Genomic DNA, 17706 nt, shown 5'->3' with positions numbered 1-17706 from the left:
ACTAACCTTATACATTTTTACTACTTACATCCCAATTAATCACTAGTTTATAACTAACTTGCAAATAAGATATTAAATATATTAATATTTTGAATCTAACATGTATGTGTTACTAAATCAATTAATATTTACAACCTGCACAACATATATTCTCAATAGTTAATACTCGCCAGCCGAGAACCCTTCCAAAACAAACTAAAGTAGCGAAACCTAAAAAACATCAGTGATTGTTATAAAAGAAAGAGAACTAATCTAAATATACAGTTTAAGCATATGATCACCTGTGATACCGACGGAGAGCCATAATAGTTTCCTCAAGAAAATCTATATTTCCACCATTTAAATTATGAAATAGTTGAAATAAAAAATCAGAATTTCTTTCAACTATAGTTTCTAACACCCCCTAGGATAAAGAATTTGGGTCTGGACACCTGCCTTTTAATAAATTAGGACGTATAAATGTACTTAAAGTATTGTAAACTCACAAAAAGAGAGCAAAAAAACTACTAGAAAATTTTGTAGTTGGAATTCCAGCCAGAACAGCAGCTGAATTAATTGATATGCATGGGTCTAATGGTATGGACCTATCCTATATACAGAATAGACAAAAATGGTAAAATAGTTTTAAAGAAAAAGATTCAAAGAGATGAATTTTTAACTTTTATGGCTAATATACCGAAATGTTTAATTAGAATAAAAACATGTAGCAGCTCAAATCATTGTGCTAGAGAAATTAGCAAACTTGGTCATGAGGCGAAATTACTATTACCGCAATTTGTTAAGCCATATTTAAATCTAATAAAAATGATCAAGTAGATGCTGAAGCAATTTGTGAAGCAGTATCCAGACCAAATATGCGTTTTGTATCAATTAAAACAATAGAACAGCAAAGTGTTTACGAATTCACAGAGTAAGAGAAAGATTAGTGAAATCTCGCACCTCTTTAGCTAATGAAATTAGAGGGTTACTAGGAGAACGTGGACTGATAATACCACAAAATATAAATAAAATAATTTCTAGGCTGGTGGAATTTTTAGATAGCGATTTATTGAATGAAATAGATAAAGTAATTTTTTCTGATAAATGTAGAGAAGTTATAAAATATAGGGCAGAGGCAATTGCTGAGGTTCACCAACAGTTCGTTAGAAGTGCAAACTCGTCTACCCCTCTGTACACAGCAAGAATCCTTAGTTCCAGAATTAGAGGAAATTTATTTTTTGAAACATTCACTCCGCCAATTTCAGCTGGCTCAAACTCAATCTCTCATATTTTATCTCCAATCTCCGTTTCATGTTTAGCTTTTTGAAATCGGCAAGCATCAATAAATACAGGTTTGTAGAAGAGTTCGCAAAGTAGTAGAGTTGGAGTACCGGCAGGTTTTATTGCAAATTTTTATATAAAAATTAATGTCATATACCTATGCAACTCAAGCTTTTATTATAATTACTCACTATTCTGATCACTATTTAATCCCGTCAAATCTAGAGATATTTCTACACTTTCTGCAACGGCATGGTTATTATAGTGTGTAGGGTGATTTGTATTGTTTGTTAATCCTGTATCTGTAGAATCTCTTGCTGATTCTCTACTAGGACTTTGATTGTTGGAACTAGCTAAAGTGCTCACACATTCTGTATATTCTCCGGTCTCTGTTTGTGAAGTTTGTTCTTGATTAGGCAACACGGCATTCCATTCATACCTTATTGTGCCATTCTCCAATGCTGAATGACTTCTAACTGACATAAAATGGTTGCCCGTAGCAGCAATCCTAATAATAAGCCTGTCTTCTGGTAAATTAGTATTGTCTACATTAGTAGTTACCGTTCCGTCAATATCCATATAATAACTGATGAATCCTGCGCTAGGATTACGAGTATCGATAATAGCTAAAATAACATCAGAAAAAGTTGCAGTAAATCTATCAATAATAGTATGATCAGCCCACTGTCTATCTTGAAAATTTACTCCTTGAATTGCTAACCTCAAACTATTATGTGGATTTGTTCCATCAGGAACTCTTTGGATAAAATTATGATTGTGTAATCGTAATTGGTCTGCAACAGCTTCATAAAAACAATTTCCTAAACCGTCATTGTCCAATAAATCAAACCCTTGAATCTCCCTTGGACCTACATCTCCACGTTCTTTAGCTTCTTTTTTTGAGATTTTTTTTGCTATTTCTACTTGATCTGCACCATAATCTTCATCAATAGTGTATCCATATGAACACTTTACTTGTAAATTCTCTCTTGACTGAATGCTGTCAATGTCATCACTGCCTGAATTTGCAGCGCTGACACTAAAATAATCTAAAGCATCAAAAAGAATTGGCTTTTTGGGTTTAACACAAGATAAAACCAGGTCTGTTAGAGACTCTAAGCTTAGCCCTTCTAAACTATAATTTTCTCCAAAATCTTGAGGATTGGTTTGATAGTAATCCACCCAACCATTTAAATTTAAAAAATTTGATACTAACATCTTTGCTACGTTTTGTCTTTGTTGATATTCAATATCGTGTTCATACATAAAGAAAAAAGTTTCAATAATATCACTTAAAATCTTGGTAAGGTCGTGAAAATAATTGGTACGGCATCCAGCAGCCAATAAATCTTTTATATTATCACTTGATGATATCTGATGACTTGTAGCAATAGGTTTATAATCAATTACCTTCAGAAATTCGTCAATTGACTTATCTTGATATTTAGCATCGTGAACTTCAAAAATGTTTTTTAAAGCGGTTTTTGTAATAGCTCCTTCTGCACCCCTTTCTGAATTTGTTTTAGCGCTTCTGAAGGCTGCACCAATTTTCTGGTTCCAAGTAGCTGTTATATATGGTATGAATTTATCTCTTAAAAATTTGAATGCTTGATGTTTGCATAAAAACCCTCTACTTGTATCTTGTATATATTGACTAGCTTCATCAATAATTGATTTGTAGGGATCGTCATCTTCTGTTATTATTAATTTTGCAACCCAATCTCTGAGACTTATTAAAGCTTCGTATACTTCTTTTCCTTTTAATAATGATTCAATATGCTTAAGAAAAAATGAGAAGGATATTACGTGATCTCCTGCAATCCTACCTATATTACCAGTAACGTCTGTAGGTCTTTTTATTACTGCTTCTTCACTTACAAATAGATCAGTACCTTCGTCATTGCTAATGGTTATATTTATAAAACCACCCATCATTTCATTACGATAAGTTTCTATGTTTCCCCTAATAAAATGTTCTGGAGTAGGTTTGTTTCCAGAACTAAGTCTTGTTTCTCTATTGCTTGCAATCACATAAGATGATTCTGAACCAGTATCACCAGATAATGAATCAGAAGACTGCCATTCTCCATCTGAAGATCGTTTGTATTCAGAGGAAGAGTCGTCATCTAATGGCATAGTAAGAAAAGAAGCAACAACTTCTTTAAGTGCCTGCAGTTTTTCTTCAGCAATATAACGAATTATTTTTTCCTCAATCAACAAGTTTTTCAATTCATCCCATATTTGATCTGTATGATTTTCAAAAAAATACTTCAATTGACTTTGGGAACCTATTTGAAGTGCAGAAAACAAGAAGGGCATTTCATTAGCTAGCGCTTTATTATTAAATAATTTTTCTAGGGCTGTTTTTATCTGTGAGGTTAGTTCGTCAGAATAATTAGTTTTAATCTTTTTTCTGTTTTTGTCATTCCAATTTTCTTGTTTTTTTTTCTTGCCCATTGCGCTTAATCAACCATACTTTTTATATTCATTCTTTCAACTAACAAAACCTATAATCTTACCTACAGACAAATATACTTAAAGCATACTATCAGTTCTAAGAGTTATCTGGAACTGTTGCCATTGCGATAAAAACATGTTACCATTCCAAAATGAAAAAGTAAACAAATCTTCATTAATAATGGAGCGTAGTATATGAAAAAATCTTATAATAAACGTCAGAAAGTAAATGATGATAAGGAATGTGGCAAGCATGTGAAGTGGGGCCCTGTTGTTGTGCATAACATTCCTAGCTCTACCTCCTCAAAAACCAATTTAAGAAAAGAACTCAAATCTCTTGGTTTAACCAAAATAGATCAAATTATCCAACAAGACAAAGAGACTTCTGAGAGATTTTTAAGTAAAAATGGATTAATGATCATTTTAGAAATTGCTAATGAATCCTCTCAAACTATGGAACGATATGACAGCTCCGCTTTCAGAGATATAATCTTTAAATATAGCCAAGTTCATGACGATTTAAGTGAAATATTTACAGGTTTTAGAATTCATTTAATTGCAAAAAAACATACTAATATTACACCTCAAGTATTTGAAGACTATGACACTGCTTTAACAGATAGTTCTGCTGAAGAAATACCTGATAATTCGTCATCAAGTAATACAATAAGCGACAAAAACATTGGCACAGATAAGGGAGCTGCAGTCGAGGGTGGGCATAAGCGATTGATTTTTCATAATGACAATCTATCGCAAGAATCTGAATATCTAAGTAAAGAAATAAATACCAATCAAAAAGATGATATTGATATTATAATAAAAAGAATACAAATTACAGAAAGCAAAGCAGTAGAAATGAAGCCTTTTTTATTATATCTAGAACAACTTTATGCATGGATTTACGAACTCCCAGAGTGGATGCAAGAGCAGATTCTTAATTCTACTCCAATAAAAACAATAATTGAAGAAACTGAAACTTTAGCAGCCATTTATGATAGTAGTAAGTATGTACTCAATCATTTGAATAATATGTTTACTACTGAGAAGGTAACCAACTGTGATTATGATGTTGTTGTTGAACAAGAAGATAAAGTTACATTCTTAGATTCCGCTTATCGCGATTTAGTTAATACAACTATGATTCTAGAAGATACTCAAGTCACTGGACTAATCCTGCCAATGGTAGACATCAACTCAGGCAATATACTTGGTGAAAATGAGTTTGGCACTCTTGCTATTTTAATGGATTAAATGGACTTAAAGTATTTTAACCTAAATGCTTTTCTATAACTCCAAGGGCTTGTCTCTGCTTTCACCACAAATCAGGAATTGTCTTATTCATAAAATCCTGTATTTTGAGTTCTCTTGGTTGTCTACCTTCCATGATTGCATTAACGATACTCGGAGCTACTTGATTTAGACGCAAGATACGACTCATATAGCCAGTAGTAACCTTTTCTCTTGCTGCTATTTTACCATAAGTCATAGGTTGATCATTCTTCAAGGCTTTCTACCATTTATAGGCCGTAGCAAAAGCTCTGATTAGCACTTGATCATAGTAAGGCTTTTCTTCATCTTTGGGAATATTCTTAGGTAAAATCATCGTAGCAGTTCTACCCCATCGCCTATTGATTTGAATTGGTGCTGAGATACTGAATGGGTCTAATGGTATGGACCTACCCTATATACAGAATAGATAGAAAACTTTATCTTTCTAGAGCTAAGAGCAATTGAGCTCTTATAACACAACAATAGGGAGGTCTAGAATGGATATTAACACAATTGGAATAGATTTAGTAAAAAGAATCATGCAAATTCATAGAATAGATAAAAATTGTAAAACAGTTTTAAATTAAAACAGCTGCGCAAGCAGATGTACATTATATTCTTGCTCGTTACTTTAGTAATAGCAGGTTTGATGATTTCAACATCACTAAATATGAATATTATTAACAATGTGATTAAATCTGTGATCTATTTGGATACAAGCGTTGGAAAAATGATTTTTGTTAGAATTATATGAATATTCTTCAACCGTTATCAAGAGAGATACCAATTCGAATTATCTTGCTCTAAGCTTATTAAATTTTTTAGAGGATAAAAGGATTGTGCGCCCAGGATATACAACTCTGCAGGATGCTATAAGTTTTGCTCTTATAACGGAACGTAATCGTATAAAACTTTGTATACAAGAACAACTTTCAGAAGAAAATAAACAGAATCTGTAGTTGCTGCACAATTATTTCAAAAAATACTAATATACAGATATTTTAAAGTTATTTTCCATGATATTTCTTATTACTTAAGTCTTTTTTTAAAGTTGGAGGTGTATGATTTGGTGGCCCTATACCTCCAGATAATTTGTCATTGCACGAATTTGCTGTACTAGAAGTTAATCTCTTTCTTATTGCTGCTACTGTATCACTTGGAGACCCATCTGGTGATAACTCTGGTGAGGAGTCAGAATAATCTGCTTCCTGTCTTCTTTGCAATCCTTTTGTTCTTAAGTTATTTTTTAGTTCGTTATATTTATCTTTTACACTATATCTTTCGTATACACTAAATTTAGAAGTCTTTTTCAGTCCTATAATATCGCATCTATCAAAAAAATTAGGGGTTTCCCATTTTCGAGCTTTAGTCATATGCGTTCCCCTTGCGTCAACTTGTTCAGTTTGCGCTCTTGTGTCATCAACTTGCTCAACTCGTTCAGTTAAAGAAATTATCGCATCTTCTCTTGTTATTTCTGATTGACTATCTTGTCTTATTTCTTTATTAGTTTTATTAAATGCTGCTATGGCATCATGACAATCTCTACAACATAATTTTGTAATTCCAATATATAAAGGTTTATTACCTTTATTAACTTTTTCATCTCTAACATTGAATTTAGTAGGAGATTCTACTAACGCATCAAGCATAGTCATTTCTGCATGAACATATTGCTTACTATTAGTAATGAAGCCAATTTGTTTAGTAATCAAAGCATTTGTAATTTCTTCAGGAAATGGGCGAGTTGAATCTGTAGCTACAGAGCTCACAACTTTCAACATATCTCTGGTAATACGTTGTTTGAATTCTCCTATATCTTTTTCACGACGATTACCACGGCTTATATATTCATTAGTCGCTTCTTCTATGAATTTAGCCATTTGGTCGTGGAATCCCTGATCTTTCTTCATTTCAGATAAAGTTTTCTTGTTTTGAGCTACTTCAGCTATAAAATTAAAAAAAGATTTTGCAACTTCATTAGGTTCATTATTATTATTTGCAATTAATAGTCTTTCTCCATCATATGCTACAGCAGCACATGTAGTTCCTCCTGTTATTAAGCGTGCAATAGAATCTAATCTTCTACTATCTAATTCTACTTCCATGGGTTCTTCTTGATATTCTCTCCATTCAGGAATAGGTTCTGGGGGATGTGTTGGGTTTCTTCTACTTGCTTGGTTTTTTAATGTAGAAAGTTTAGTAGTGGAATTATTTGCTTGAGTAGCACACGCACTAGCCATACCAGCCCCTGCTGATGGAGATATTAATGGATATATCTCTACTCCTAATAGGCTATGATAGCTAGAGCTACTTGAATTACCTTTCATATAATGAGTGCATATTTCTGAGATTACTTGCTAACTTCTAAGACAAATTCTAGTTTAGCCAGATTAAGAAATTTATTCAATAGTTGTTATTAAAGCATAGAAATACAGCTTGATTATTTACTGAAATCAAGTTAATATACATTAAGAATTTTGTTAAAAACGTGCGAATAACATGACTAAAGAAAAAGAATTCATTGATGCAGTAGATAGAGCAGATTACAAAGCATTTAGTAGGCTTCTTCCTTCGGTTAATGTTAATAGCACAGACAAAGATGGTTACACAGCACTACATTATGCTGCAAGAAATGGTAACGATGTTTTAGTTAGAAAGTTAATAAATGCTACAGCTAATGTAAATGCAGAAAATAGTAATGGATATACTCCTTTAGTAGAAACTATTTATTATATGCTTAGTGAAGAACTAGCATTATCCAATAATAAAGAAGTAGTCAAATTATTATTATGCAACGGAGCTAACTTAAACGGAATAGAAGAATTACATGAAACCTTCACAGGTGAAGATGATATTACTGCATTAAAAGAAGTTATTACTTTCATAGAAGGTGTAATAGAAAACAATGATAATCAGGATAATAATCAAGATTCAACTCTATCTGGAGAAAATATCTCCGAGCAACAAAACATAGACAAAGAAGATGGTATTACAGAAGATGGTAGTTATGGAAGTCAAAGAAGTTTTATACCAACTATTGATGACGAAGAGAACATTCAAGATAGACATATTAACTCTTCTATTGAGGTAACTGAAGAATCTTCATTGTCTAGTTTTCTTTTAAAAAACCTTTATTCATGGATGAATCAGCTTCCAGAGTGGATGCAAAAATTAATAATTAACTCTACTCCTATTAAAGATTTAATTAAACATGCAAAACAGACAGCAGCAATATATGATATGAAATCTATAGAACAAGATTTTATTGAAAAGATGTTTACTTTCTTCGAATCTGGCAATGTGGTGGATTCTGTTGAAGAAAGCGCAAACAACAGCGTAAATATATTAGATTTTTCTTCCACTGAATTAGTTGACACAAGCTTAGTGTATCCCGGCTCGTTAAAACATGTAAATGCTTTTATTTTTCCAACAATGATAGAATCAACTAGTATCTTCGATGATTCCTATTTGAGTGAATTGCTCTATGCTAATTGAAATTTCAGAAACTTTCTTACTTAATTTCGTAGCAACACCTACTCTATTTATCTCAAATATTTCAGGGTTCACACTGTCTTCTAATTTTGCTTTCGACATTTTTGCTTCCTCATAACCGCATTACTTCTTAAAAGCTTATTTTGTTCTACGTCTATCGTTATATCCATCACTTCTGTACAAAAATGTCAGTGTATGACTACATCTATATTCTTTCAATTATCTCAACATATTCTAAATTCTTACCAACCAATATGTGATCTAATATCTGTTGTTCTTCGTTATAACAATAATAGCTTTCTCTATTAGTAGCGCTATTACCAGCATAACTAAACTCTTTTATGCTGTTTATCTCTATACAGTGATCATAGGCTTGATTATCTATAGTTATCTTAATATGTTTTGCCCTTAGAGATTCAAATTGTTCTTCAGTTAATTCACCTAGTATAATTTTGTTTAATAAATCATATTTCACATCTAAAATTGGAGAATAAACATACTCATACAGCTTTTTACCAAAATCTCCTTTTGCTTCTAGTTGAGTTTTTATGGCTGTTTTTTCTAAATCTAAATTAATATTATTTATTTTAATTTGATATTGCTTAGAAGTTACAGCAAAATCATATATTTGCTGTAGCGGGGAACTTGATACGACTTTAGTAATATCTTTATATGCCGTGGTTGATTTTAGTTCAAATTTCACACTACCATATTCTTGGTAAAAGGAATATAGATTGGTAATAGCAATATACCCACTGTATAAAGTTATACCAGCTCCATAGGTGAAGCTAAGATAAGGACCTGTCGATTCAATGATGATAGGTAACGCCATATAACTAGCTGTAGTTGTTAGTTGTTTAAGAGCTTGTGTATATTCACCTTGGTAAGCTTTATATAAAATATCTGTTGCACTTACTATGCTAGAATAACCATTCACCCCGTGATACATACCATAAAGATAACTAGTATCAAAAGCTAGTTTCTTAACGTTCTCAATTGTAGGCTCATATATTAATCTAGCCGTATCTACTGCTGTATCCAGTCCCTTAAAAACAATTCCTGCTTTATAAAGCATAGGCTGAACAGCTTGAGCCTTGTCAGCTAGTTTTTGATTTATATCTATCTCTTGAGATAGCTTTTCTTGCAAACCTTTAACAAAAATAAAGTCTTGCGGATTACCACCTTTATCTGGGTGAAGTTTTAGTAAAACAGTTTTCCTAAAGTCACTAGGAGTTCTTAAAATGTCTATAGGTTTACCAATATTATTATTATGTAGTATGTGATTGAATTGTTTTAGTTCTTTTTGGTATAAGATTTTTCTAAGTTGCCAAGCCACATCTAAATCTAATTTATTTGAAGTCCATCCTATAAATTGATTCAATATATCAAAACTATAGTACTCTTGGTTTGAATCTAACATTTCTTCTGTAGAACTTACAAACGTAGTATCGCAAGTAAGTAGTATTAAATCATTTTGAGGGATTATAGGTAATACAGCTTTAGAAACTGCTACATCTACTCCTTCAAATTCTATATCCTCAATTAAACTTTGATAAGCTTTTTGCTCCATGCCTAAATCAATTATTTTATTAACTGCCTCTATTTTTCCAGCTTTATAAGCAACCTGAAATATTAGATGTATTTGTGGATGATTTAATAGAGGGTTATCAGATACTTGCACCATATGTCTGATTTCAACATCATTGCTTGATTTGCTATTTTCAATTTTCTCAGGCTGTTCAACTAATTGAGAGTTTGTTGTACCTTCTGTTGTTATAATTTCTGATTTTTCTTCTATTCCATCTTCTTGCACTAAATTACCTTGTCTATTAGATAATATAGCACTGGTTAATTCTGGGTTAGTAATTTCTTCAGTCCTAGTTACTTTTATGTGGCGGTATTGTTCTAACTCCTGATAAATATCAAACATATTAGGATAAAGATTATCAACTACTTCTAATATCATTATTGCTTCATCAATCTCACCTCCATCAAAGCTTACTTGTGCACAATATTTTGAAATTTGTACGAATACTGGAACTATCTGCTGAAGTGGATGTTGAGGTGCTAGAGTATTGATTCTATATGTTACGATTATTTCTACCAAAAGATCTCTTTGCTCTTTTACATCTTCGATTGAAGCTATAGAATTTGCATAATTTAGACAATAATTACTAAATTTTTCAGATTCACCTTCTTCAATGTATAATAAATTAGCAGACTGCTTATAGCATTTAATAGAGGATAAATTATCACCATAAGCATCATAAATATCCCCTAAACATCTAAGTGTTTTTGCATAGTTGACGTGATTTGGCTTATTATGTTCATAAATTTCTTTTGCAGTACGCACCATAGCCATTGCCTCAGCTAGTTTTTCTTCTACATGTTCATTAGTACTATCTAATTCTGCTGACATACGTGCTAACAAGAATTGTACAAGCCCTAATTCAGCTGAAGTATCTGCAACTTCACATAATCTTTCCACGCTGAATAAAGTATCTTGCTCTTGCAACTCTTTCCAAATCCTCAGAGCATTTCTATAATTACTTACAGCCTCTTCATATTTTGTCATAGTAATTGAAGATTCAACTTGTTTCTCTTCTTCTCGTGCAAGAGCAAACTGCACTGAACCTAAACTAGACAACACATCAGCAATTTCACACATTCTCTCTAGACTATGTTGACCTGGTTGATTATTCCAAATTCTTAAAACTTCCTTGAAAGGCTGTATGGCCTTTTCATATAATTCCAGTTGGCGATATGCTTTTGCTTTGTTTAGCTGTATTGTAGCAATTGATTGATGATTTTCTCCCTGCTTAATTCTAATGGACAGAGCATCATCGAAGAATGATAACGCTTTTTGATGCTGTTTTTGGCAAGCATGTAGATTTCCTATATTATTATACGTATTAGCAATATCTGGATGATCAAGGGGCAATCTATGTTTTTGAATTTTTAATGCATTTTCATAAAATTTTGCAGCAGCAATATAGTTATTTTGTACCCTGTGCCAGACTCCAATATTGTTAAGAGTAATTGCAATATTTGGATGATCTTTTCCTAATTTACGTTCCTGCACGGATAATGACTCACTAAAACATCTCATTGCCTCTATATATTCTTTTCTTTCTCTAAGTATAGAACCAATATTATCAAGAGTTACTGAAACATCAGGATGATTTATTTCTCGCTGAATTGTTAGCGCATCTCTAAAATATACCAATGCTTCATTATCGTTATTTCGGCTATAATATATATTACCTATCATTAATAAAACTTTTGCTACCAAAGGGTTAGATGGGCTTATGTTGCGTGCCTTCTCTAAGGCTAGAGTATAATATTCTAATGCTGCGTCAGACTTACCTTGACTATTACATACACTTCCTAAACTACCATAAAGTATGGCCATTTCCGCAGGAACATTTTCTTTAATTCGCTTTATTGCTAGCGCATTTTCAAAACAGTTTTGCGCAGTGCCATATTCTCCTTTGTTTATATATACAGCTCCCCTGTTTATAAGATTATTAGCAAATTCAAGAGAAGCTTCTCCATATTCAGCTAGAACTATTTCTTCGTCTTTTTTATAGCACTCCAATGCTTTATCTAATTCTAGAAAATTATTGTATATACCGCCTCTTGCAAAATCACTATTATCATAATAATCTTCTTTTACGATAATTTTCCGCCCTCCATTATTTACGAAGTTCCTTAAATGATCAGTAAACAAAGTAAAACTATAGTATATTCTAAATAATTCTGCCCTGTTTATTCTTAAAACTTCATTTAATCTTCCTTCTGCTAATCCACCCTCATCTAAGGATATTATGTCATCTTTCTGCTCTCCTCGTTCTAAATATGCATCTAGTCTCCAAGAGAGCACCATAGAAGAAGCAATTTTTAAATTATTTGCTCCAACTGGACTAAATATAGTTTGATCAGAATCTCTGTTTATAACTTTAAGCTGTAACGATTCTAACTTTTCCCATACACTATTACCTTCAATTGCAAAATATAAACTTAAATGTTCAATAAATAGATTAGGAATACGATATAATTGCTTAACATCAAAATAATGACCCTCTTCACCAAATTTTCCACCATTATAGCCATGTTGCTCTAAAGCTTCAGTAAGAAGCTGTAGAGCTCTTTTTTCCTGTATTGTTTTATCAGGTTGATCACTTGGTTTGTTTAATTCTTCCATTGTAGCTGCTCTAAATACATCAACTAATTCTTCAGCATTAATGCTACCATGTACTAACGACACTGTGCTAAGTACCGTTGTAAAGTGTTTGTCTATTGAATAGTGTTCTTTATCATGCAGTTTCGCCAATTCTGAAGCTGTCCCAATTAATTTGAATCTTTGTTCAGGTCCAATACTATTCACATGCACATTACCTAATGGCCATTTGCTTGCGCTAGGCATTAATCCGTCCATACTAAATCCTCTAGGGGTATTATCATCATAGAATCTAGAGCCATCTATTTTACTATTATCATAGTCATTAAGTTCCGCAATAGCCAAAGAAGGCAATATTGTTTCACCTAGATTTATTATTTTAATTAGCAGATACTTACTTAAATCAGTGAAGTACTTTTCTACCTCTTCTCTTTTTGCTCTCCTAGAGGCATCATCCACTGCATTTATTGTATCTTCTAATAAAATACCCCACTCAAAATCAGAAAATGGAGTCATTTCTTTTCTTGCCATTGAACCAAATGCTATAATTGCATATTCACAAGGAGCATCTCCTAAAACTACTTGGCAATCAATTATCATACTCTCTATCAAAGATTTCATTTTTTCTGTAATATCACCAAATAGAGATTTTATTTGTTCACTTTTTTCATATTCTACAACTTTATCACTTTCACTAAGTTCTCCAGATTCTACATAATGCACTTTATACTCTTGACCAATCCTATGTAACTCTGCTTTAGCAATATCTCTAATTTCTTTTAATTTAGCCTTATATCTTAAAGTTGCATCATTAACTGCATTATATTCCTTTTTTTGTTTCGAGATCGTTAGTAGATATTCTTGTTCTATTTCTATTAATTGCTTATCAAATAATATTACATCTGTTCTAAACTCCTCATTTATCAATCCATCTTTATCTTTGCATAAATTAATACAGTAGTTAATTAGACCACCAGCTTTTGCATAGGCCAATTCATCACTATTTTCAATTGCTTTCGTTCTATATGCTAAAGCTAATTCTTGCATTAGTCTAAGTTGAGTTGACACATCATTAATAGAGCGTGCTTGTCTATAACTATCATGATCAAAAACAACAAACACGTTTCCTAAAGAATTTATTTGCAAATGGTTATCTTTTTCAAGTCTTAATTCTTCTAATTTTGTATTACCATTTGGGTATAATATATCTGCAATAGCTTTTGCTTCATTAAAATATAATTGGGCACTCTCATGATTATTACGTTTTAACTCTACTCTTCCTAAACCTATACATGCGTCAAACAAGGGGTAGTCTGTTTTTCCTATATTTTGTGTTTTTGATTTCTCTTCATTATATGCCCTTAAGAAAGATTCTCTTGCTAATTTTAAATTTCCACTACTTATATCTTCTAAAAAGTTATTGCCTCTGAGGTTATAGAAACCGGCTATTCTTTCAGATTTACGCCCTTTTTGCTCTAAAGCTTGAAACTGCAACTCTAGTTTATCTAAATACTGCCTAGCTTCGTTTGACTTCTTTAAAAGATCGCAAGCTAACACGATTTGTTTATAACATGTTATTTTACTATATATTGCATTTATATCCTCAGGCTGCTTCTTTAACTTACCTTCTTCATAATAGTAGTTCTTATCTTCTGCTAAACTATTATATCTACTTACAACATTTGATATTATATCTTTATTACTTTTATCTTCTAAATCAAAATACAATAATCCGTTTGTTTCTGTAAGATATTGATGAATTATTTTTATATCTGTTTTCTTCTCTATTATATGGCTTAATTCATTTGCTAATTGTAGATGACCCTTAAATATTTCTATACGTGATATATAAGTTTTTTTATCATAAAAATAAGTTCTACCTAAAGAATAAAGAATTGATACATAGAGCTCTGTAAAATAATAACTCTGCAGAGTTTTCAATCCTACCCACTCTTTCCCTTCAACTCCTAAATTTGGGTAGAAGCTTTCTAATTCATCTCTATTAGTTAAAGCGAAGTTTTGTAAATGATTATAAATTTGTTCACTCAATACAGGAAGATCTTGCTCTATTATATCTTTTTTTAAGCCCGTAACTTGCTCAAATTTATCCTTTGCTTGCATTAACCAGTATTCAGACTCTTGGGCACGTCCCCCTCCAATCTGAGTATAAAAATAACCTAAAACATTAAATAATTTTATCTGATTTAACTGACCAACCAACGATAGCTCAAGGTTTTCTTTATCAATAATTTGTAGTAAATTTTCTACGTGAGGTAGTAATAATTGGTTTAAATCAAAGCTAGACAAGATGGACTGTTGATTAGCAAAACTTTTAGTAAATAATTCTGCTTCTTCGCATCTAAACCTTGTATCTTTTACAAAGTATTTAGTTAATTTATTGAGCAAGAGTTCAGAGGTTCTCAGTTTTTCTTCAGAAGTCATTAGTATTTTTATGTTCTTTTGTACAAACTCATGTATAAAAACTGTTCTGCTATTATCTTCTCCATCAATCTGCGCTAAAGATGAGTCTTGAATGTTAGAGGCAAATGCTCCAGCATCAATGTTCCTATGAACTCCCTGTGTATCAGGCAATAACAACAAAGGTATAGCTTGCCCACTTAAAAATGCTGTTTGATAAAGTACAGCTTTACTCTTTGGAGTTAAACGAGCCAATGATAAGCGTAAAGCATTATATAAAGGAATATATAAAGGCTTAAATTCAGGAGATAAAGCAATATATTGCTCAACATCTTGATCACTAATTAGATTACAATAATCTAAAATTGTAGTTCTTGTATCGTGCATATAGTCTCTAGCTATTGCCAGGCCTATTGGCAAATAATTAAAGCTTTCAGCTAAATCTTGATATTTTGTTTGATCTTCTAAACTTATTTCTTCTATTGCCTTATTATTAGTTAGAAATCCTATTGCCTCTTGTGGAGTGAATTTAATCTGCTCTTCCCTTATGTTGTACTCTTCTTCAGCAAAAAATTCTCTTTGTTGAGAGGTAACAATAATTCTAGTTTTATCTAAACCACCAAGAGTATAACTAGCTAAGAATTTATTATTTATAGCATTATCATAAAATAATATCACTTTTTGTATCTGATTATTACTAGCTAACTTTGTTGCTATTTCATTTATTAAACCATTGAATTTAGTATTTCTTTTCCATTCCATACCGATATTATGAGCTAATTCTCTATAACCCTCTTCTATAGTCATTTCTGAAGACGCATCTAACTTCCAAACCAAACTATCAGGATTGTTATCTAAATAACTACGTAAACTACTTTGCGCCAAATATGATTTACCAGAACCAAATATACCAGTTAAGGCCACCTTCCCTAACTCAAGCTTATTTAAGACTAGTTCCACTAAACCAAAACCTCGCTGATAAAGTCTATCAGGTTGATCAAAGTTACATCTACGCTCTATCTGAGCTAATGCTTTATACATTATTTCAAGCTGATCATACTTAACTCTTAACTCTTCTATTTGCAAGTTACCATTTAAAATCTGACTCTGTAACGCTTTAAAAGTATTAGCCACTAAAATAGGATTAATAATTGTTTTATCATCACCTATTTCTCCTATAACAGCATTATCTGTTTGAGCATTTAAGAAATCTTCATTATCTCCTATTGTCGCCGAACTAAGATCACTAAAATCTAAATTAGCTCCTTTCATAGCTACCTCCTCTAGATTTACCCTTTGTAAATTAGCAAAAGTCAAATCAGCACCAATAATTACACTACGACCTAAATTAGCTAACCTAAAATTAGCAAACAGTAATAAGCTCTGAGTAAAATCCGCATTGATATACTTAATACCTGTAAAATCTGCACGAACGAAATCTACTCCAATAAAATTAGAACTCTCTATTCTTTCTATACCAATATTTATTAATGCTGTTCCTATAGGAATATCACGATATACAGTTTGTACTGGAGCTCTATTGTCAAAAGTATATTTTTCAGTAATAATTTGGTTTAAAGATTTTTGTTGATCATCTGATATAATCAGATATTCCTGTATTTCACTAAAACCAATAATTCTTGTCATTGGTTGATAATAACAAAAATTACCTGTTACTTTTTGACTATTTAGAGCTCCTTTTAAAGCCTCATCAACTCGATGCTCTATAAATTCTTTAATATCTTCTGAGTAAGACATTATTCGATTACGATAACCGTATTTATCTGGCTTTATATCCTCTGATTCTTGCAATTTATAAAATTCATATGTTGGTTGTTGGTCGTTATCTCTTACTACTTCATATCTAAGACCAGGTTTTCTAAATATACTATCAATATTCCATTTTATTGGATCTCCTTGATCATCCATTAAAATAGTATCAACCTCCTCACTTTGGCTTATTTTACTAACTGAAACTAAAGCTCCTAACATATCGTTACGATCAAACGATATACCTTCTTGTCCTAAACCCTTCATTATTCGTTTCATTGCATGTTTGGCAACCTTTTCTAGGTCATCTTTTTTTAACGCTGCAATTTGAAACTCAAATATTCTTACTACTTCTAAACTTACTTCCTTAAGTACAGCGTTAATTAAATTGTCCTCAACCTCTAATTTACCCTCATAAGTATTGAGTTGCTTTTGGCGACGATTCACATAACCTAATCTAATTCCTGCTTTTAAAGTATTACCAAAAAACCTATTACCAGGCACTTGATCTAAGCCAGGTAAATCGGCTAGCCAATCAATTGTAGCTATAGCCCTCTGGCACTTTTTACCAATATGGATTTCTCCAATTCCTAACCCTGCATCTAAAACATCAATATTGCTAGTTTTACTAGTTAATAATGCAGTGTATTTCTTTATCTTATCTTTCATAAAGCTTTGAAAATACTCGGCAAATAATGCTTTCTTTTCTTGAATTGCTTCAGTTGTTGGTTGATCATCAGCTAATTGATTAAAAGAATGTTCTGGATTCATGATATTAAATCTCCTGTAACTTTAAACAAATGTTAAAAAATGGATATTTTAAAAAAGCAATAAAAGAAGTGAATTTTACGAAGAAAGGC

The 17706-nt window shown here is 31.8% G+C and carries 8 protein-coding genes; 5 read left to right on the top strand and 3 right to left on the bottom strand.

What is annotated here, in order from left to right; all coding sequences use genetic code 11:
- The first annotated feature begins 573 nt into the window (after window positions 1–573).
- Together N4A31_03555 and N4A31_03550 are read left to right on the top strand one after the other, a co-directional pair.
- Complete coding sequence (locus N4A31_03555; GenBank protein ID MCT4635310.1) at window positions 574–816, top strand: hypothetical protein; 243 nt, start codon at window positions 574–576, stop codon at window positions 814–816.
- Between the two features lie 109 nt (window positions 817–925).
- Window positions 926–1306 (top strand): hypothetical protein, encoded by a 381-nt coding sequence (locus tag N4A31_03550; GenBank protein ID MCT4635309.1) that lies wholly within the window; start codon window positions 926–928, stop codon window positions 1304–1306.
- A 137-nt stretch (window positions 1307–1443) separates the two neighbouring features.
- On the opposite strand, the gene N4A31_03545 is transcribed toward N4A31_03550, so the two are convergent.
- On the bottom strand, window positions 1444–3717 hold the full coding sequence (locus N4A31_03545) for a hypothetical protein (protein MCT4635308.1): 2274 nt from the start codon (window positions 3715–3717) through the stop codon (window positions 1444–1446).
- Between the two features lie 195 nt (window positions 3718–3912).
- Between N4A31_03545 and N4A31_03540 the strand changes: the two genes are divergently transcribed.
- Entirely contained in the window at window positions 3913–4968 is a 1056-nt protein-coding gene (locus N4A31_03540) for a hypothetical protein (protein MCT4635307.1), read from the top strand.
- A gap of 755 nt (window positions 4969–5723) precedes the next feature.
- A complete protein-coding gene (locus tag N4A31_03535) occupies window positions 5724–5945 on the top strand; it encodes a hypothetical protein (GenBank protein ID MCT4635306.1) in 222 nt (73 codons plus the stop codon).
- A 48-nt stretch (window positions 5946–5993) separates the two neighbouring features.
- On the opposite strand, the gene N4A31_03530 is transcribed toward N4A31_03535, so the two are convergent.
- Entirely contained in the window at window positions 5994–7313 is a 1320-nt protein-coding gene (locus N4A31_03530) for a nucleic acid/nucleotide deaminase domain-containing protein (GenBank protein MCT4635305.1), read from the bottom strand.
- Between the two features lie 172 nt (window positions 7314–7485).
- Between N4A31_03530 and N4A31_03525 the strand changes: the two genes are divergently transcribed.
- Window positions 7486–8481, top strand: a complete 996-nt coding sequence (locus N4A31_03525; protein ID MCT4635304.1) for an ankyrin repeat domain-containing protein — start codon at window positions 7486–7488, stop codon at window positions 8479–8481.
- A 202-nt stretch (window positions 8482–8683) separates the two neighbouring features.
- Here N4A31_03525 and N4A31_03520 read toward each other — a convergent pair whose 3' ends face one another.
- Window positions 8684–17617: a tetratricopeptide repeat protein gene (locus tag N4A31_03520; protein ID MCT4635303.1), complete on the bottom strand. Its 8934-nt coding sequence runs from the start codon at window positions 17615–17617 to the stop codon at window positions 8684–8686.
- Window positions 17618–17706 lie beyond the last annotated feature (89 nt).

The organism is Rickettsiales bacterium (genome assembly GCA_025210695.1).
GTDB lineage: Bacteria > Pseudomonadota > Alphaproteobacteria > Rickettsiales > CANDYO01 > CANDYO01.
This window is presented reverse-complemented; position numbering and strand designations above follow the sequence as displayed.